This window comes from Mesorhizobium sp. M1004 (genome assembly GCF_040318795.1).
Taxonomy (GTDB): domain Bacteria; phylum Pseudomonadota; class Alphaproteobacteria; order Rhizobiales; family Rhizobiaceae; genus Mesorhizobium.
In genome coordinates this window covers 253,687-271,721 of record NZ_JAMYNB010000009.1, presented here as the reverse complement: position 1 = coordinate 271,721, position 18,035 = coordinate 253,687, and the positions used below count along the sequence as shown (strand labels likewise).

General features: G+C 60.5%; 15 protein-coding genes and 4 pseudogenes. 14 read left to right on the top strand and 5 right to left on the bottom strand.

The genetic code is table 11. The features are described 5' to 3' along the window. Nucleotides 1–826 precede the first annotated feature (826 nt). The 4 genes and pseudogenes from glmS to NKH54_RS32525 form a co-directional block, all read left to right on the top strand. Nucleotides 827–2,647, top strand: coding sequence for a glutamine--fructose-6-phosphate transaminase (isomerizing) (gene glmS / locus NKH54_RS20275; protein WP_352498951.1), 1,821 nt, complete (start codon nt 827–829; stop codon nt 2,645–2,647). Nucleotides 2,648–3,098: 451 nt separating this feature from the next. After that, nucleotides 3,099–3,353 (top strand): helix-turn-helix domain-containing protein, encoded by a 255-nt coding sequence (locus NKH54_RS20270; protein ID WP_031197535.1) that lies wholly within the window; start codon nt 3,099–3,101, stop codon nt 3,351–3,353. 700 nt (nt 3,354–4,053) lie between these two features. Next, a pseudogene (locus NKH54_RS20265) lies at nt 4,054–4,928 on the top strand (IS1380 family transposase); the annotation flags it as partial. A 168-nt stretch (nt 4,929–5,096) separates the two neighbouring features. Beyond that, nucleotides 5,097–5,261 (top strand): annotated as a pseudogene (locus tag NKH54_RS32525) (LysR family transcriptional regulator); the annotation flags it as partial. Here NKH54_RS32525 and NKH54_RS20260 read toward each other — a convergent pair. Together NKH54_RS20260 and NKH54_RS20255 are read right to left on the bottom strand one after the other, a co-directional pair. Next, nucleotides 5,248–6,453: a beta-ketoacyl-[acyl-carrier-protein] synthase family protein gene (locus tag NKH54_RS20260; protein ID WP_031196279.1), complete on the bottom strand. Its 1,206-nt coding sequence runs from the start codon at nt 6,451–6,453 to the stop codon at nt 5,248–5,250. The pseudogene NKH54_RS32525 and the gene NKH54_RS20260 overlap by 14 nt on opposite strands. After that, nucleotides 6,454–6,729 carry an acyl carrier protein gene (locus tag NKH54_RS20255; protein WP_023673543.1) on the bottom strand — a complete coding sequence of 92 codons (276 nt, stop codon included), beginning with the start codon at nt 6,727–6,729 and terminating at the stop codon, nt 6,454–6,456. 573 nt (nt 6,730–7,302) lie between these two features. Between NKH54_RS20255 and NKH54_RS20250 the strand changes: the two are divergent. Beyond that, nucleotides 7,303–7,404 (top strand): annotated as a pseudogene (locus NKH54_RS20250) (LysR family transcriptional regulator); the annotation flags it as partial. A gap of 96 nt (nt 7,405–7,500) precedes the next feature. Beyond that, a pseudogene (locus NKH54_RS20245) lies at nt 7,501–8,450 on the top strand (IS1380 family transposase); the annotation flags it as partial. 186 nt (nt 8,451–8,636) lie between these two features. On the opposite strand, the gene NKH54_RS20240 reads toward NKH54_RS20245, so the two are convergent. Together NKH54_RS20240 and NKH54_RS20235 are read right to left on the bottom strand one after the other, a co-directional pair. Then, nucleotides 8,637–8,801, bottom strand: coding sequence for a hypothetical protein (locus NKH54_RS20240; protein ID WP_023708068.1), 165 nt, complete (start codon nt 8,799–8,801; stop codon nt 8,637–8,639). A gap of 56 nt (nt 8,802–8,857) precedes the next feature. Beyond that, complete coding sequence (locus NKH54_RS20235) at nt 8,858–9,247, bottom strand: hypothetical protein (protein WP_023673549.1); 390 nt, start codon at nt 9,245–9,247, stop codon at nt 8,858–8,860. A 561-nt stretch (nt 9,248–9,808) separates the two neighbouring features. On the opposite strand from NKH54_RS20235, the gene queC reads away from it, so the two are divergent. From queC to queE, 3 genes are read left to right on the top strand one after another with little or no spacing between them, the layout of a single operon-like run. Next, entirely contained in the window at nt 9,809–10,507 is a 699-nt protein-coding gene (gene queC / locus NKH54_RS20230) for a 7-cyano-7-deazaguanine synthase QueC (RefSeq protein WP_023708066.1), read from the top strand. Next, entirely contained in the window at nt 10,507–10,863 is a 357-nt protein-coding gene (gene queD / locus NKH54_RS20225; protein ID WP_353028782.1) for a 6-carboxytetrahydropterin synthase QueD, read from the top strand. The genes queC and queD overlap by 1 nt, the downstream gene beginning before the upstream one ends. Then, nucleotides 10,860–11,594 (top strand): 7-carboxy-7-deazaguanine synthase QueE, encoded by a 735-nt coding sequence (gene queE / locus NKH54_RS20220; protein ID WP_023708064.1) that lies wholly within the window; start codon nt 10,860–10,862, stop codon nt 11,592–11,594. Before queD ends, queE begins: the two co-directional genes overlap by 4 nt. Before the next feature lie 236 nt (nt 11,595–11,830). On the opposite strand, the gene hemN is transcribed toward queE, so the two are convergent. Then, nucleotides 11,831–13,180, bottom strand: a complete 1,350-nt coding sequence (gene hemN / locus NKH54_RS20215; protein ID WP_023750565.1) for an oxygen-independent coproporphyrinogen III oxidase — start codon at nt 13,178–13,180, stop codon at nt 11,831–11,833. Between the two features lie 152 nt (nt 13,181–13,332). Here hemN and NKH54_RS20210 point away from each other — a divergent pair, with 152 nt between their 5' ends. The 5 genes from NKH54_RS20210 (at nt 13,333) to ccoP (ending at nt 18,014) form a co-directional block, all read left to right on the top strand. Then, a complete protein-coding gene (locus tag NKH54_RS20210) occupies nt 13,333–14,079 on the top strand; it encodes a Crp/Fnr family transcriptional regulator (protein ID WP_023708062.1) in 747 nt (248 codons plus the stop codon). Between the two features lie 554 nt (nt 14,080–14,633). Beyond that, nucleotides 14,634–16,244 carry a cytochrome-c oxidase, cbb3-type subunit I gene (ccoN, locus tag NKH54_RS20205; protein ID WP_023750566.1) on the top strand — a complete coding sequence of 537 codons (1,611 nt, stop codon included), beginning with the start codon at nt 14,634–14,636 and terminating at the stop codon, nt 16,242–16,244. A gap of 11 nt (nt 16,245–16,255) precedes the next feature. Then, nucleotides 16,256–16,987 (top strand): cytochrome-c oxidase, cbb3-type subunit II, encoded by a 732-nt coding sequence (gene ccoO, locus NKH54_RS20200; RefSeq protein WP_023716338.1) that lies wholly within the window; start codon nt 16,256–16,258, stop codon nt 16,985–16,987. Nucleotides 16,988–16,998: 11 nt separating this feature from the next. Then, nucleotides 16,999–17,148, top strand: a complete 150-nt coding sequence (locus NKH54_RS20195) for a CcoQ/FixQ family Cbb3-type cytochrome c oxidase assembly chaperone (RefSeq protein WP_023707015.1) — start codon at nt 16,999–17,001, stop codon at nt 17,146–17,148. Between the two features lie 2 nt (nt 17,149–17,150). Further along, nucleotides 17,151–18,014 (top strand): cytochrome-c oxidase, cbb3-type subunit III, encoded by an 864-nt coding sequence (gene ccoP, locus NKH54_RS20190; RefSeq protein ID WP_023707014.1) that lies wholly within the window; start codon nt 17,151–17,153, stop codon nt 18,012–18,014. The last annotated feature ends 21 nt before the right edge of the window (nt 18,015–18,035 follow it).

Genomic DNA, 18,035 nt, shown 5'->3' with positions numbered 1-18,035 from the left:
CGCCCTTCGCCACATTGCCATTCCGACCGAAGCCGAGGTTCGTGTTCTTGCAAAGGCCAGGAAAGAGCAGCATGACAAGCGCGACCGCAGCGAAGATGGCGCTTGCGACAACCGGGCTGAAGCCGGGCATGGAGGTGGTCGACCTCTGTTGCGGGGCGGCTGTGCCGATCGCCACGATCGCCCGCCATGTCGTCGCACTACGCCGACCAACTGGAGGCCGCGCAGCGCCGGCTGACCGGCGCCGGCGCGACCAATTGCGAATTCGTCGCCGGCTACGCGCTACGAACTCGCTACTCTGGTGTCACGCCCCGTCGAGTCTTCACGGCCAACGCCTCGACGGCGTCCCGGACCGACCGCGGCTGGCACGTGCCGTGCGCGAGGCGCTCGCCCCCGGCGGACATTTGTTATCGTCAACTGACACCGGCAGCCGCGCGAGACGACGACGGTCCTGAAGCGAACTCAGGCTGTCGCCAAGACAGACCATCGCCGATGCCCAAGTCGGCGGCACCATGCTCCTAGATGCCGACTGCCTGACAAGGGGTCGCAGGCCCGTCGTCCGTCCACCGTCTAAGGCCTCCTGGCCTTTCCGAGGCCGTGATCCTGCCGCGGGTGTGAGTTTGCGATCCTCATAAGAGCGTCAGGCGCGAATAGAAGTTTGGGTCGTGGCTCCACAGCGGCCGACCTATCCATCGGGTGGATGGTAGTTATCACAACAATCAATTTTACCAATATTATGGAATTCTACTACAAGGCCGCCACTTAAAGCGGCCGGACGGGTATCCGTCTCGCGTGGGCTGGTGCTGCCCGCAAAGATGCGGAGACGAACATGTGCGGGATTGTTGGCATCGTTGGGCAACAGCCGGTGTCGGATCGGTTGATCGGCGCGTTGAAGGGTTTGGAATATCGCGGCTATGATTCCGCCGGCGTTGCGACGATCATCGAGGGTGCCTTGCACCGCCGGCGCGCCGAGGGCAAGCTCGTCAATCTCCAGACGCGACTGAAGGAAGAGCCGCTGAGCGGCAACGTCGGCATCGGCCACACGCGTTGGGCAACCCACGGGGCCTCGACCGAACGCAATGCGCACCCGCACTTTAGCGACGGTGTCGCCGTAGTCCATAACGGCATCATCGAGAATTTCACCGAGCTGAAGGACGAATTGGCGGCGGATGGCGCCGAGTTCCAGACCGACACCGACACCGAGGTCGTTGGGCATCTCTTGGCAAGATACCGCCGAGAGGGCATGAGGCCGCAAGAGGCCACGCGTGCCATGCTGAAACGCGTCAAGGGCGCTTATGCGCTTGCCATCCTCTTCGAAGATGAACCGTCGACCATCACGGCGGCGCGCAACGGACCACCGCTCGCGATCGGTCACGGCGACGGCGAGATGTTCCTGGGCTCCGACGCGATCGCCCTTGCTCCCTTCACCAATGAAATTACCTATCTCATCGACGGCGACTGGGCCGTTGTCGGCAATTCGGGCGCCCATATCTTCGATGTCGACGGCCGTCCCGTCGAGCGTCCGCGCCATATCTCCACGGCCGCGGCCGATCTGGCCAACAAGGGCAACCATCGCCACTTCATGGAGAAGGAGATTTACGAGCAGCCCGAGGTCATCGCCCATGCTCTCCGTCATTACATTAACATCATAGACAGTCGCGACATGGTTCCTGGCATTGATTTCGCCAAGGTCCCGAGCTTGGCGATCTCTGCCTGCGGGACCGCCTATTTCGCCGGACTGATCGGAAAATACTGGTTCGAGCGCTATGCGCGCCTGACGGTTGAAATCGACGTTGCGTCCGAATTCCGTTACCGCGAGATCCCGTTGCCGCCGCAGTCGGCGGCTCTTTTCATCTCGCAGTCCGGCGAAACCGCCGATACGCTTGCGTCATTGAGGTACTGCAAGGAGCGTGGGCTGAAAATTGGCGCTATCGTCAATGCCTGCGAATCGACCATCGCTCGGGAGGCCGATACGGTTTTCCCGATCCTTGCCGGACCGGAGATCGGCGTCGCCTCTACCAAGGCTTTTACCTGCCAGCTTGCCGTTCTAGCAGCACTCGCCATCGGCGCGGCCAGAGCCCGCGGGACCGTCCCCGAAGACGAGCTGCAGGCGCTCGTCAGGAGCCTCGCCGAATTGCCGCGCGTGATGGGCCACGTACTCGAGTGCATCCAGCCGGAAATCGAGTTCTTGTCGCGCGAACTGTCAAAGTGTCGTGACGTCCTGTATCTCGGCCGTGGCACCAGCTTCCCGCTAGCGATGGAAGGTGCGCTGAAGCTCAAGGAGATTTCCTACATCCATGCCGAGGGCTATGCAGCGGGTGAATTGAAGCACGGGCCGATCGCCTTGATAGACGAGAACATGCCAGTGATCGTCATCGCGCCCCATGACCGTCTTTTCGACAAGACCGTTTCCAACATGCAGGAAGTGGCTGCCCGTGGAGGGCGGATTATCCTCATCACCGATGAAAAAGGGGCAGCCGTATCGAAACTCGAAACCATGCACACGCTCGTGCTGCCGGTTGTCGACGAGATTATCGCGCCAATGATCTTCTCGCTCCCGATACAGCTTCTAGCCTACCACACGGCGCTCTTCATGGGGACGGATGTAGACCAGCCGCGCAATCTCGCAAAATCGGTCACGGTCGAATGATTGTGAACCTGTACAGGTGGCGATGCGCCTCCAGGAAAGCGGTACCCCTTGTCTGGATCCGAAGCCCGGATGAAACCAGATGACCATTGTTTGCTGCAATTGTGAAACTCGGTAGCGGTTACGAGCGGGTCCTTCGCTGCCTCGCCGGTGGAGATTGCCGAAGGAAGCAGTGTCCGTGCCGAAAGTTCGAGTTGCTGTTCAAGAAAGCCATCGGCGAGAATGGTCCACGAAGGATCGCAGGTCGCATGCGCTACGCCGACCAGGCTCTCAGCACGGGCAGTCTTGATACTTGATCAGAAGCAGGTGAGCCGCCATATTCCGGCCCGGCCAATTCAGCGGCCCATCCCATGCATGAGGCCGGTTCGGCCGAATGGACGACCATTTTTTTTATTTGCTAGGTGTGCGCCTCGGGAGGAATCTCTGAGGGAGCTCCCAGTTCTTGGAGATGTTTATGAAGGATTCGCGCATTCCCGAACCAGTCTTGACGGCTATGTCCCAGGGAACCCACATCGTCCGCGCTTATCGCGAGCACCTTGGATATTCGATCGACGACCTGGCCGTCGCGTGCGGGCTGGCCGCTGAGGAAATCCAAAACATCGAGCGAGGTCTGAGGTACAGCAAGGGCTATCGGGATCGGATAGCGAAATCGCTTTCCATACCTGTGGGAATTCTTGAGTCGGAGTTGGACATTTCGGACGCCGCCTGAACAGTCGGATGATCTGCAATGGGTGGACTAGCTGTTGTGATGTGAAGCTTGCGGCTGATGTCGACGCTTGATTCGATTGATGCGATGCCTTCTGGCGCAGCTCGCCGAACAACAAAGCGATATAGCCGCCCGGAGTGCTACGAAACGTGCACGACGGCATCGGCTCGCGACGAAGGACTAACGGCGAACTCTTCCTAGTTCGGCAAGGCGATGCTGGCTTGAGCATCAACTCGGCCTACGAGAGTGGCTACTCCTAGGCTGAATCGTCCACCATGGCGAAGTCGCGCCGCTCTGAAAGTAACATGGCGGGCATCCTGACGTTTCCGGGTTGACTATGGGCGTTCGAACCAGGAAAAGGGGCCGCTCTTCGTGAGTGGCGTGCGCCGGCAGTCTGACCCCCAAGCCCCCCGCCCAGGCTGCCGGCGCGCTTCTAGAAAGATCGAAGTAGGGACTCGCTTGCGCTCTGCCCGCTGACACCTTGTGGTTCCTCCTGCGGGTCCAGCGGACCACCTTGGGTGTCGCCAGTTCTGGTGGTCACGCGCCTCCATTTGCGATCTCGTGTCAGTGAGTGCACCGCAAGCACCCTCTCTGCCAGCCTGAAAAATTCATGTGGGTTGGTGGATGTGGCGCAAGCCCGTTGAAATGACGTAGGATTTGGTTGCTTAAGCCGATCCGAAATTTCCCGGAGACCACACCCGCCATGAACGATCTTGCGCTGCCGCTGAGCGGTTTGTCATCAGTCGGCGGCTAGTCCGTCGTCGCCCGTTTCGACGGCGGCATGCTGTCGTCCAACAGCGGCGTTCTGGCCTTGGCCGAGGTGGAAAAGCGGTTGCGGGTGGCCGAGCGTCTGGCGCGTTGCATCGACGATCCGCGCTGCCCGGACCAGGTCGTCCACAGCCTGGCGGACATGATCGACTTTCGCATGAAGATGATCGGCGCCGGCTACGAGGACGGCAACGACGCCAACCGGCTGCGCCGCGATCCGGTCTTCAAGATGGCCCAGGATGCGCTGCCGTCGGGTCGGGATCTGGCGTCGCAATCGACGCTGTGCCGGCTGGAGAACCTACCCGAGGTGCGGGAGCTGGTCGCGATGGGACGGGCGATGGTCGATCTCTATTGCGCCTCGTTCCGGCAAGTGCCGAAGCGGATCGTACTCGACATTGACGACACCTTCGACGCTGTGCACGGAGGCCAACAGCTTCGCCTGTTCAATGCCCACCATACGAGTACGGCTTCCAGCCGATCGTCGTGTTCGATGGTGCGGGACGGTTCGTCAGCGCGATCCTGCGACCGGCCAAGCGGCCGAGTGGGGCTGAGATCCGCCCCCACCTGCGCCGTCTGGTGCGGGCGATCCGGATCAACTGGCCGAACATTCGAATCCTGCTCCGCGGGGATAGCCATTATTGCAACCCAGGTCATCGACTGGTGCTGCGCGTCGACTTCATCTTTGGCCTCGCGCCCACCACGACCCTGCGCAAGCATGTGGCGGATCTGGAGGCCAGCACGACAGCACGCCTGGAAGCGTCGGCCAAGAGAGGCAAGGTCCGCATGTTCAAGGAGCTCATTGACGGCGCCCGCGGCGCGGCCGGGCCGGCAGCACTCAGGCGACTATAACGGGCGCAGAGCCGACCCTGCGGCTTCCAGACATTGTCGTGTACAGCTTCAGACCCTCAAGCCGAGCCCGCATGGCCTCGCTTACCTTTTACGGGGCGGCGGTACGTCCAAGCCGGTTCAACAGTTAAGAATTTCGCAAAGACGATACCCCCGGATCCTCGAGCTTCCGCTGCCACTTCCCGCATTCGCCGAGGCGGTCAATGACCCGCCCTTCACAAGGTTATCCCGGCAAGCATCTGGATGCGAGAGATAATGTTGCCGGAAGCATCTTTCATGGCTTCTACACCTGCCTGAACGCCAGAACCGCGTTCGTGCCGCCAAAGGCGAAGGAGTTGCTCAGTGCCACGCGCACCTTGCGCTCGCGTGCCACATTGGGCGTGACGTCGAGATCGCAATCGGGGTCCAGCTCACGATAATTGGCAGTCGGCGGGACGACGCTCTCGCGGATAGCCATCACGCAGGCGATCAACTCGAGCGCGCCGGACGCGCCGAGGCAATGCGCGTGCATGGACTTGGTAGAAGAAATGGACATTGAGAAGGCGTGCTGACCGAAGACGCGCTTGATCGCCGCCGTCTCGATCTGGTCGTTGGCCTTGGTGCCGGTGCCGTGCGCGTTGAGATAGTCGACATCCTCGGCGTCCAGCCTGGCATCGGCAAGGCAGGCCCGCATTGCTGCCTCCGGCCCCTCGACAGTCGGCGCGACGATGCCGGACGCATCGGCGGAAAGGCCGACACCGGCAATTTCGGCAAGGATGGTGGCGCCCCGAGCCAAGGCATGCTCGTAGCTTTCCAGCACCGCCATGCCGGCGCCTTCACCAAGCGACAGGCCCTGGCGATCGGCCGAGAATGGCCGGCAAGTATCGGGCGAAAGCACGCGGATCGCTTCCCATGCCTTCAGCACACCCCATATGAGCGGCGCTTCGCTGCCGCCGGCAAGCATCACGTCGGCCCGGCCGAGCCTGATCTGGTCCACCGCGCAGGCAATCGCATGGTTTGCCGAGGAACAGGCGGACGTGACGCCGAAGACCGGCCCGCGCAGGCCGAGACTCATGCTGACCTGGCCGGCAGCGGCACCCGGCATCGCCTTGGGTACAGTCAAGAGAGCGGCACGCTTACCGCCCAGAAGGATGGCGCGGTAGGTTTGCTCGATCGCATCCCACCCGCAGCCGCCAACGCCCACCGCCGCACCGAAGCGATAGCTATTTCCCTCTTTGGAGGAAAGTCCGGCCTGACGCATGGCTTCGCGCGCCGCAAGCACAGCGAGCAGGCTGAAGCGGTCCATGGAGATGAGTTGCTTGCTGTCGATGTCATGCTCCGGCAGGGCCTTGATCTCGGCACCGATCCTGACCCTCAACTCATGGAACTCGGAGTTGACGATTGGGCCGATGGCGGAGCGGCCTTCTCGCATCTCTGTCCAAATGGCGGCGGCGTTGGTTCCAAGCCCGCAAATTCCGCCAATCCCAGTAATCACGACGCGCCTGTCCATTCACACCCCCGTAGGGAGCAAGCTGCGCACGGCTTCCACCATGCCCCCAACATTCTGGAGATCCGACCATGCCTCGGCCGTATTCATCTCGATCTCGATGCCGTAGGCCTGCTCCAGGTCCCAGAGAACGTCCGCCAATCCCAGTGAATCGATACCGAGCGAAGTCAGTCCCGTGGCAGCCGTTATTTCGCCGCCCGTGGCAGGCGCTATGCCGCCCTCCGACGCGGCGCGCTTCTTGATCATTGCGATTATTTCGTTGGCGAGTTGATCTGCCATCTTGTTCCTTTCCAGCTTGCGTTTTCGGCGTCGTTCAAAACCCGAGTCGCGTCGCGTTGCCAAAATTGCCCCTCATAGAGCCTGTGCGCCGACCAAGCCCAATGCCCATAGCAACCGGACGAGTTCCGGCTTCTGCGGCGTCAGCCCGATGACGAAGAAAAGTCGCCGGCCTCCCGCTTTTGCGCCAGCACATCAAGAATCTGCGTGTAAATGGATAGGAACCGTCGTCAAACGTCAGCTAAACGCTGCGACGGTGGGTGCTGTCAGCGTATTCACTCGGCACCTCATATGTAATCGAGATGTTTCATAGCTCCGGACCAGTTGCGATCAACTATGTACCGGTCGCCATTCGTCGGAGAGTTCGACATGATTTGGAGCGCTGCCTCTCATTCCCAGTACAATCTCCACCGCACGCGACAGATTTCCTCTTTCGGGCTCTTCTCAAGGGACTCGCCACGCGATAGAGGCAGTCATCGGCGCACGTGAGGTCCTGCCAGGTCCATGCGACATTCCGGAAAATTGGTAAAATCGTTTGTTTCAATCAAATTCATCCACGCTATGGATAGCTAAGACATGCGTTTCAAAGGGCTCGATCTGAATCTTCTCGTCGTTCTCGACGCGCTGCTTAGCGAGCGCGGCCTCACGGCGGCGGCACGCAGCATCAACCTAACCAAATTCATGTGGGTTGGTGGATGTGGCGCAAGCCCGTTGAAATGACGTAGGATTTGGTTGCTTAAGCCGATCCGAAATTTCCCGGAGACCACACCCACCATGAACGATCTTGCGCTGCCGCTGAGCGGTTTGTCATCAGTCGGCGGCTAGTCCGTCGTCGCCCGTTTCGACGGCGGCATGCTGTCGTCCAACAGCGGCGTTCTGGCCTTGGCCGAGGTGGAAAAGCGGTTGCGGGTGGCCGAGCGTCTGGCGCGTTGCATCGACGATCCGCGCTGCCCGGACCAGGTCGTCCACAGCCTGGCGGACATGATCGACTTTCGCATGAAGATGATCGGCGCCGGCTACGAGGACGGCAACGACGCCAACCGGCTGCGCCGCGATCCGGTCTTCAAGATGGCCCAGGATGCGCTGCCGTCGGGTCGGGATCTGGCGTCGCAATCGACGCTGTGCCGGCTGGAGAACCTACCCGGGGTGCGGGAGCTAGTCGCGATGGGACGGGCGATGGTCGATCTCTATTGCGCCTCGTTCCGGCAAGTGCCGAAGCGGATCGTACTCGACATTGACGACACCTTCGACGGTGTGCACGGAGGCCAACAGCTTCGCCTGTTCAATGCCCACCATACGAGTACGGCTTCCAGCCGATCGTCGTGTTCGATGGTGCGGGACGGTTCGTCAGCGCGATCCTGCGACCGGCCAAGCGGCCGAGTGGGGCTGAGATCCGCCCCCACCTGCGCCGTCTGGTGCGGGCGATCCGGATCAACTGGCCGAACATTCGAATCCTGCTCCGCGGGGATAGCCATTATTGCAACCCAGGTCATCGACTGGTGCTGCGCGTCGACTTCATCTTTGGCCTCGCGCCCACCACGACCCTGCGCAAGCATGTGGCGGATCTGGAGGCCAGCACGACAGCACGCTTCGAAGCGTCGGCCAAGAGAGGCAAGGTCCGCAGGTTCAAGAAGTTCGTTGACGGCGCCGCTAGTTGGAGCCGCGTCGAGCGCATCATCGCGCGGGTCGAGGTCGGCGCCCACGGTGGCGATATCCGCTTCGTCCCCCGCCTGCCATCACGCCGGAGCAATCCCGGCGCCTGACGAGGCGCGTGGAAAAGCACCGCAACGGCGACCACAGCGTCGCTTCAGGCCGTCAAAAGCTTATCGCCGTGCATCAAGGCGGCTAGATGGCAACGAGGCTTATGCCGCCCGAGCATCGCAGCTAAGTATGCATGAGGGGTCGTCCCTTCAAAATACTTGATACATTTGCGCTTGCGTAGCTCCTTGCATACGCTCGATGCCAGGAGGAGACCTCTGTTCTAAACGCTCGCATCGATGCAACGCCGTTGACACCATCATCGCGGCGACCCCTTTGCCGCGGCCGCCGCAGCCCGTTTCGAGCATGACGATCATGCCGGCGCCATCGCAGTGATGCACTTGCAAATTCAGAGATGCACTCTGGCCAAATGCTAGGTGCCCAGCATATGTCCGGCATCCCGCAACGCCGCTACGAAGAGACGGGCATTGCCGTTGGCATCCATCTTGGCCTGCATCGACAGGGGCATCCTGTGCCAGCTCTCCAAGGCCGCAATGTAATGTGAGAACATACCGTTAACGATGCAATAGTGGGTAACTAGGCCGTGTCCGTCTAACGCCAGCACGCCGAATTGGCCGCCGTGATATCGGATGGCTGCGACCCTCTGGACCTGCGCGTCACCGTCGATCCGCACGTTGAAAAGCAGGCTGCCGCGGCTCCTGGTGGCTATCTCGGCGGCTTTTTCAGCGAAGCTCAACGAGAGCGAGCGGACGCTTTCGACTGCCATCTGTAAAACCATCAAGTTCAGTTCATCCACTGCCATAAGGTACCTGTGCGCAAGACATGGGTGATTGCAATCGACCACACCGCTTGTTCACAGATGTCGGCTCACGACCGGTTATTCAGGGTTCGCCGGTTATCCATTGAGGGCGTGCTCATCAAAATGATCCTGACGTGGAATGCGCTGCATCTACGAAGCGCGAGGAGCAGGCCAGCCAAAGCTGTCGCGACAATTGATCTCATAATCCACCCCGATATCTGGATTTCGGCATCGCTGAACATCCCTGGTAAGTGAGCTGTTTGCGGCAAGCCCATCTCAGCTTTGTACTCCGAAACCGTTGCAATGGAGTCGCTCGGCGCTCGGGACCGACAGGCTCTGCTCGTCGAGAACTTTGTCCCCGAGAAGCGTTCGACTTTGAGCATTCCGCTGAAGGGTGACGTCTCGCCAGTCAGTGTCCTTGCAGCTCACCGCGATGGCTTTTTGCGCATCGCACGCAAGCGCACGAATTGGTCTCCGTTCACTTCACAAAATGGTTTTCCTGAAGTACTGGAGCGCAGAGAAATCTCCGGTCGCAGCCTACCCGGTTAAAACAAGGATCCAACGATGAAGACTCTCGTCGTCTGCTCCGGCGGATTGGATTCCGTTACTCTTGCCCACAAGGTGGCAGCGGAGCACCAGCTGACCGGCCTGCTATCGTTCGATTACGGCCAACGGCATAGGAAGGAATTGGGCTTCGCCACCCTTTGCGCGGAGCGCCTGAGTGTCCCGCAGCGAATCATCGATATCCACGAGATCGGCGGCGACCTTTCCGGCTCCGCGCTGACCGACAATGTGGACGTGCCCGACGGGCACTATGCGGAAGACACGATGAAGATAACGGTGGTGCCCAACCGGAACGCCATCATGTTGGCCATTGCCTTCGGCCTCGCCGCAGCGCAAGACGCTGACGCAGTGGCGACGGCCGTGCATGGTGGGGATCACGTTGTCTATCCCGATTGCCGTCCGGCCTTCATCGACGCTTTCCAGATGATGCAGGACCACGCGCTCGACGGCTACGCGCAGATTCGCCTTTATGCACCCTATGTGAACCTGACGAAGGCGGACATTGTTATGGATGGAGCCACATACGGCACGCCGTTTGCGCAGACCTGGTCCTGTTACAAGGGCGCCGAGCGTCATTGCGGGAGGTGCGGGACCTGCGTCGAGCGGCGTGAGGCGTTTCACATCGCTGGGCACCCGGACCCAACCGAGTATGAGGACTCCGACTTCTGGCTCGGAGCGCTGCGAAGGACCACCGCGTAATGTTCCGCATCACCAAGGAATTCCACTTCTCAGCCTCGCATCAGCTCACCTCATTGCCACCCGATCACCAATGCGCGCGCCTGCACGGACATAACTACATCGTCGAAGTGGAGCTTTCAGCGGATGGACTGGACGATCACGGCTTCGTGCGCGACTACAACGACTTGGCGCCATTCAAACGCTACATCGACGAGAGCTTCGACCACCGGCATCTCAACGACGTGCTGGGACACGAGCAAGTCACGGCGGAATATCTGGCCAGACATTTCTACGACTGGTGCAAGGCACGCCTGAGCGAAACCGCGGCCGTGCGGGTGAGCGAAACGCCGAAAACCTGGGCGGAATACCGGCCATGACGAATACTCATCCCGCAATCCGCGTTAGCGAGATTTTCGGGCCGACGATCCAGGGCGAGGGCGTGCTCATAGGTTTGCCGACGATCTTCGTCAGAACCGGCGGGTGTGACTATCGCTGTTCCTGGTGCGACAGCCTCCATGCTGTGGACAATCAATTCCGGCATGAATGGGAGATGATGTCCGTTGGGGCGGTGTGGAAAAATGTGCTTGCCCTTTCCGGTGGCCGCCCGGTGATGGTGTCGCTATCAGGCGGCAATCCGGCCATCCAGCCGCTCGGCGCGCTCATCGACCGGGGCCATGGTGACGGTTACCGTTTTGCGCTGGAAACCCAAGGGTCGCTTGCCAGGGACTGGTTTGCGCAGCTTGACGTGCTGATCCTCAGCCCAAAGCCGCCGTCAAGCCGAATGACGACAGATTGGGCCGCTGTCGAGGCGTGCCTCCAGGCGGCACAAGGCAAGCCCCAAGTCGTGCTCAAGCTCATTGTTTTCGACGAAAGGGACTACACCTACGCGAAAGACGCCGCTGCGCAATTTCCGCAACTTCCGATCTATCTGCAGCCCGGCAATCACACGCCGCCACACCCCACAAATGATGACGCGCCTGTCGACCTTGACGGAATATTGAAGCGCATGGAGTGGCTGGTTGACAGCGTGACCCGCGACAGATGGTTCGAGGCCCGCGTGCTGCCGCAGCTGCACGTTGTGCTCTGGGGTAACAAGAGAGCCGTCTAGCCCAGGCCCTTTCCACTGGAACTGCGCCGGCAGAATTCGGGTGAACGGGTGGTTCAGGTCGAAGGGAGCTGTCGCCGACAACCATGATCCGACAGGCAGGGCTCGAGCGGACGATATCGTCGCTGCGCCAAGACGCGTCTGGTCCGCTCAGAATCTTGTCTCGATAGACGGTCGCCGATCAACAAACGTACCGCGGTCCATGATCGACTGAGAGGCATGACCGTTCCTCTGAGTGCTCAGACTGCCGCCGAGTGCCTGGCCGTTCCAGCTTCGAAATATTTGTCGAACCTGGCCGCGATGCTTCGGACGAAAGGGCGACTTTCAGCCGGCACAACGAATCTGTCGCCATCAAGTTCAAGCAATCGAACCGGATCGTGGAGGGCCATGGAACTTGACTGAAGGAGGAGCCTCTGGCCGGCCTCGCCGAAGCGTTCCACCAGATCGATGGCCGAGAAGGCGAAGTCGCACATCAAACGTTCGATGATCCAGCCGCGAACGCGGTCGTCGTTGGAAAGTGCGATACCCCGAACAGCGGCCAGCCCGCCGTCATCAACCATGCGTCTATATTCGCTAGTTGAAGGCATGTTCTGCGCATAGCCTTGCCGAAACTGGCTAATGGATGACGGGCCGAGCCCGATCAAGATTTCGCAGCAATCGTCCGTGTAGCCCTGAAAGTTCCGGTGCAAAGTCCCGGTGTGTGCCGCAATCGCCAGCGCATCGCCTGGTTTGGCGAAATGGTCGAGCCCGATTGCCTCGTATCCATTGTCTACAATCGCCTGTGCAGCCAGTTGCGACTGGGCAAAGCGCTCCGCGGGACCCGGCAACCAGGCCTCGTCGATCATCGTCTGATGTTTCTTGAACCACGGTACATGCGCGTAGCCAAACAGTGCGATCCGATCCGGTTCCAGGGTCAGTGCCTGCGTGACCGTAGAAGCGACGCTTTCCCTGGTCTGGTGCGGCAGACCATAGAGCAGGTCCAGATTGACGGATTCGACGCCGCGCGAACGAACGCCGTCGACGACCGTCTTGGTCTGCAGGAAGCTCTGCTCGCGGTTGATCGCCTTTTGCACCTTCGGATCGAAATCCTGAACGCCGAGGCTCGCACGGGTCATGCCGATTTCGGCAAGCGCATCGAGGCGGGCATCGTCCATATCGTTGGGTTCGATTTCAACGCTGATCGTGGCGCCGGGAAGAAAGCCGAAGCTGTTGCGCAGGGCGGTTCCCAGCGCCACCATATCTTCGGGCTTGAGCATGGTCGGCGAACCACCGCCGAAATGGACGGCACGCACACGACCTTTGCCTCCAACAAGACCGGCGACGGTAGCGATCTCGGCATGCAGTGAGCGGAGATAGATCGTCACCGGTTCGTAATGGCGTGTCTGCTTGGTATGGCAGGCACAAAACCAGCAAAGCTTGTCGCAGTATGGGATGTGCAGATAGAGCGAGATTTCGTCGCCCTCATCGAGCCGCTGTAGCCAGCCACGACAAACGGTAGCGTCAACGCTTGCATTGAAATGCGGCGCGGTCGGGTAGCTCGTGTAGCGCGGGACGTTCTCGCCAAATCTGGCAACTAGCTTTTGTCGCATGTCGTGGTCCACCGTGTTTGCCTCGCCCGAACTGTGGATGCTTGGATGAGCCTAAGCCCTGATTTCGATCAACCTTCAGCACGGACAAACTGCCGCAAGGATTTTTCTACCGTGGATGCTATCCTGCCCGCACGGAGCGGTAGAGCGATCGAATGACATTACGGCAGGATATTCACAGTTCCGGCATCCCCGTTCTTTGCCTGTCTTGCGAGGCACGGCGCCGCGGTGTCTGTGGCGCGCTAGAGCCAGACCATTTGGCTCAGCTCGCCAAGACGTCGTCGCGGCACAATATCGAGCCGGGGGTCGAACTGATCGGCGACGCCGAGGCGGTCGACTGTTATTCGAACGTGCTTTCAGGCGTGGTGAAGCTCACGAAGAGCCTGTCAGATGGACGCCAACAGATTGTCGGCCTGCAGTTCGCCCCGGATTTTCTGGGTCGGCCCTTCAAGATGAAAAGTGCGATTAATGCGGAAGCGGCAACAGCTGTCTCGCTATGCTCGTTTCCCAGAGCGGCCATCGAACGGATGATGAAGCAGTCACCCGAATTTGTGCATCGCCTGCTCAAGCAGGCGCTGAACGAACTTGACGAGGCACGCGAATGGATGGTGACTCTGGGGCGCAAGACCGCACCAGAGAAGGTGGCGAGCTTTCTCCTCATGATTGCCCGGAACATCGACTCCAATGTTGACCCGACGGCTAGCTCGACGTGCTTCGAGCTGCCGATGACGCGTGCCGACATTTCTGATTTCCTTGGAATCACAAACGAGACCGTGAGCCGTCAGCTGACCAGCCTGAGAATGGACGGCGTGATTCGGATCGAGAACAACCGCCGCGTCACCGTGGACAGCATGAGCCGGCTGGAACGGCGCTGCGGCGGCCGAGGCGCTACAGCCGTTTGAATGACGCAGAAGCTGCATGGCCCCCGTCACTTACTTCATTCGGGGCAGGGCATGCTCGCGTTGGGCTCAGAAGAAGTCGCGTAGCGACAGCCCGTTCTCCATCCGATCGTATGCGCCAGTTGCCTTTCGGCTCGTCGGCGAAGCATCCACACTTGGCCGAAGTCAATACGCCTCATCCGCAGGGGAAAATCGCCGTCTCCCCAAGCCATGAATGTCACGACGGCAGCGTAACGCTGGCGCTGGCTGTTCCAAGGCATTGAACGCGGGGTTCGGTAAGGCGTCGACCTGCTTTCCAGCGTCGCAGAAGGTGCGCTCCCCCACACGCCCGCGGTCGCCTCCGCACCCGGGGCCCGACCGGGGACGCCAGGCCCCATCCATAAACGGGCGGCCGGTGGTGCGCTTCCACATTCGATCGTCGCAGTCTGATCGCACCGAACTCGATGCTGCTCGAGCAAAATGGTGCGGCTCTGACATGGATCAGGGCGAGCAGGCGACGGCTGCGCAATAAGGCACCGCGGTTTGGCATCCGCCGGAATTGGAAATCGGGGCTTGCGATGAAATTCGGCAAAGAAATCGTGCTTCTAAGCCTGTTCGCATTCGCGGCTTTGGTGGCGGCTGGCGCTGGGGTGGATGAACCCTTTCGCCAGCATATGTGGGTCTTGTTCTTCGCCTTGGCTGGCTTCACTGCGATCCTACTGCGTAACACTGAGTTCAAGCCTGCCGCTCCGATCGACCCGTCCGCTTACATGGACGGGCCAATCCGCTACGGCGCCATCGCCACCATGTTCTGGGGTGTGGTTGGCATGGTGGTCGGGGTGGTCATCGCGCTGCAGCTTGCCTATCCCGATCTCAACATCCAGCCCTGGTTCAACTTCGGCCGCTTGCGGCCTCTGCACACCTCGGGCGTCGTCTTCGCCTTCGGCGGCAATGCGTTGCTTTGCACGTCTCTCTATGTCGTCCAACGCACATGCCGCGCTCGGCTGTTCGGTGGCGATCTCGCCTGGTTCGTGTTCTGGGGCTACCAGCTCTTCATCGTCATGGCCGCGACAGGTTATCTGCTCGGCATCACCGAGAGCCGCGAATATGCGGAACCCGAATGGTATGTCGACATCTGGCTGACCATCGTCTGGGTCGGCTACCTGATCCTGTTTCTGGGCACCATCCTGAAGCGCAAGGAACCGCACATCTACGTCGCCAACTGGTTCTATCTTTCCTTCATCGTGACCATCGCGATGCTGCATGTGATCAACAACCTGTCGATGCCGGCCTCCTTTCTCGGCTCCAAGAGCTATTCCGCATTTTCCGGAGTCCAGGACGCCCTGACGCAGTGGTGGTACGGCCACAATGCCGTCGGGTTCTTCCTCACCGCCGGCTTCCTCGGCATGATGTACTATTTCGTGCCCAAGCAGGCCAACCGGCCGGTCTATTCCTACCGCCTGTCGATCGTCCATTTCTGGGCAATCATCTTCCTCTACATCTGGGCCGGGCCGCATCACCTGCACTACACCGCCCTGCCCGATTGGGCGCAGACGCTCGGCATGGTGTTCTCGATCATGCTGTGGATGCCGTCATGGGGCGGCATGATCAACGGCCTGATGACGCTGTCGGGCGCCTGGGACAAGCTGCGCACCGATCCCATCATCCGCATGATGGTGATGGCCATCGCCTTCTACGGCATGTCGACCTTCGAAGGCCCGATGATGTCGATCAAGACGGTCAACTCGCTGTCGCATTATACCGACTGGACCATTGGCCACGTCCATTCCGGCGCACTCGGCTGGGTCGGCATGATCTCGTTCGGCGCGATCTACTTCATGGTGCCGAAGCTCTGGAACCGTGAACGCCTCTATTCGCTCAGGCTCGTCACCTGGCATTTCTGGCTGGCGACGCTCGGCATCGTTGTCTACGCCGCGGTGATGTGGGTGTCCGGCATCATGCAGGGCCTGATGTGGCGCGAATACGACGAGCAGGGCTTCCTGGTCTACTCCTTCGCCGAAACCGTGGCCGCTATGCACCCTTATTACATCATGCGCGCCATCGGTGGGGCCATGTACCTCTCCGGCACCCTGATCATGGCCTGGAACATCGCCATGACCATCCTCGGCTACCGGCGCGAGCAGGATCCGATGCCGCGCTCCACCCCCGCCCTCCAGCTTGCGCGATGATGAGACGGAAAATGAGGTTGATGAACAGACACGCGGTCATCGAGAAGAACGCTACACTTCTCCTCCTCGGGTCGCTGCTGGTCGTGACAATCGGCGGCATCGTCGAGATCGCGCCGCTCTTCTATCTCGATAATACGATCGAGAAGGTGGAAGGCATGCGCCCCTACTCGCCGCTCGAACTTGCCGGGCGAAACATCTATGTCCGCGAGGGCTGCTACCTCTGCCACAGCCAGATGATCAGGCCGTTCCGTGACGAGGTCGAGCGCTACGGCCACTACAGCCTGGCGGCCGAGTCGATATACGACCACCCCTTCCAGTGGGGATCGAAGCGCACCGGACCGGATCTCGCCCGCGTTGGCGACCGGTATTCCAACCTGTGGCACGTGGATCACCTGACAGATCCACGGTCCGTGGTGCCGGAATCGATCATGCCGAGCTATGCCTTCCTGAAGGACAAGCCGATCGCGGTGAAGGACTTCTCGACGCATCTGGTCGCCAACAGGCGCGTCGGCGTCCCTTATTCCGACGACATGATCGCCAACGCCAATGCCGATTTGATGGCGCAGGCTGATCCCAACGCCGACACATCCGGCCTCGAGGCCCGCTACCCCAAGGCCAAGATCGGCGACTTCGACGGCAACCCGCAGCAAGTCACCGAAATGGACGCGCTGGTTTCTTATCTCCAGATGCTGGGCACGCTGGTCGATTTCAAGAACTACGATGAGACCGCCGGCTACCGCTGAGGACAATGGCCATGACGTACAATTTCATGCGGGAAATTGCCGACAGCTGGGGCCTACTTGCCATGGCTCTTTTCTTCATCGGATCTGTTGCCTTTGCAGTTCGTCCCGGAAGCCGCAGGCAAGCCGGCGAAGCAGCTCAAATTCCTCTGAAGGAGGACTGATCATGAGCAGCGATCACATCGACGAGGTTTCCGGCATCTCAACCACCGGTCATGAGTGGGACGGCATCCGGGAGCTCAACAACCCGCTTCCGCGCTGGTGGGTCTGGACGTTCTACATCACCATAGTCTGGGCGATCGGGTACACGATCGCCTATCCGGCATGGCCTCTGCTACACACGACAACCAAGGGTGTGCTCGGCTATTCCAGTCGCAACGATGTCGGGAACGAGTTATCCAAGGCTGAAGCAGCCAAGGGCAAATATGTCGCCGCGATAGAAGCGAAAAGTGTTTCGGAGATCGCGGCGGACGACACGCTGCGCGAATTCGCCGTCGCCGCCGGCGGTGCCGCGTTCAAGCTCAATTGCGTGCAGTGCCATGGTTCCGGCGCCCAGGGCTCCAAGGGCTTCCCCAACCTTAACGACGACGACTGGCTGTGGGGCGGCAAGGCGGACCAGATTCAGCAGACGATCACCCATGGCATTCGCTTCGCCTCCGATCCGGATACGCGCCTGTCGGAAATGCCCGCCTTTGCCGACATCATCACCGCCGACCAGATCAAACAGGTCAGCGCCTACGTCGCCAGTCTGTCGGGGGCCGTCGTCAATCAAGCATTGGTCGCGCCGGGCGCAAAGGTCTTTGCCGAAAACTGCGTGGCCTGTCATGGCGACAATGCAAAAGGCAACAAGGAACTCGGCGCTCCAGATCTGACCGACGCCATCTGGCTCTACGGGTCAGGCGAAGCGGCCATCGCCGCCCAGGTAACCGCACCGAAACACGGCGTGATGCCGGCCTGGGGCGCGCGCCTCGGCGAGATCAAGGTCAAGGAACTGGCGGTCTACATCCATTCGCTTGGCGGCGGAGAATAGGAAAGCAGCCTATTCTCGTCC

Coding starts and splice junctions, on each gene's coding strand:
- glmS (WP_352498951.1), top strand. CDS start 827: ATGTGCGGGATTGTTGGCATCGTTGGGCAACAGCCGGTGTCGGATCGG.
- NKH54_RS20270 (WP_031197535.1), top strand. CDS start 3,099: ATGAAGGATTCGCGCATTCCCGAACCAGTCTTGACGGCTATGTCCCAG.
- NKH54_RS20260 (WP_031196279.1), bottom strand. CDS start 6,453: ATGGACAGGCGCGTCGTGATTACTGGGATTGGCGGAATTTGCGGGCTT.
- NKH54_RS20255 (WP_023673543.1), bottom strand. CDS start 6,729: ATGGCAGATCAACTCGCCAACGAAATAATCGCAATGATCAAGAAGCGC.
- NKH54_RS20240 (WP_023708068.1), bottom strand. CDS start 8,801: ATGATCGTCATGCTCGAAACGGGCTGCGGCGGCCGCGGCAAAGGGGTC.
- NKH54_RS20235 (WP_023673549.1), bottom strand. CDS start 9,247: ATGGCAGTGGATGAACTGAACTTGATGGTTTTACAGATGGCAGTCGAA.
- queC (WP_023708066.1), top strand. CDS start 9,809: ATGAAGACTCTCGTCGTCTGCTCCGGCGGATTGGATTCCGTTACTCTT.
- queD (WP_353028782.1), top strand. CDS start 10,507: ATGTTCCGCATCACCAAGGAATTCCACTTCTCAGCCTCGCATCAGCTC.
- queE (WP_023708064.1), top strand. CDS start 10,860: ATGACGAATACTCATCCCGCAATCCGCGTTAGCGAGATTTTCGGGCCG.
- hemN (WP_023750565.1), bottom strand. CDS start 13,180: ATGCGACAAAAGCTAGTTGCCAGATTTGGCGAGAACGTCCCGCGCTAC.
- NKH54_RS20210 (WP_023708062.1), top strand. CDS start 13,333: ATGACATTACGGCAGGATATTCACAGTTCCGGCATCCCCGTTCTTTGC.
- ccoN (WP_023750566.1), top strand. CDS start 14,634: ATGAAATTCGGCAAAGAAATCGTGCTTCTAAGCCTGTTCGCATTCGCG.
- ccoO (WP_023716338.1), top strand. CDS start 16,256: ATGAGGTTGATGAACAGACACGCGGTCATCGAGAAGAACGCTACACTT.
- NKH54_RS20195 (WP_023707015.1), top strand. CDS start 16,999: ATGACGTACAATTTCATGCGGGAAATTGCCGACAGCTGGGGCCTACTT.
- ccoP (WP_023707014.1), top strand. CDS start 17,151: ATGAGCAGCGATCACATCGACGAGGTTTCCGGCATCTCAACCACCGGT.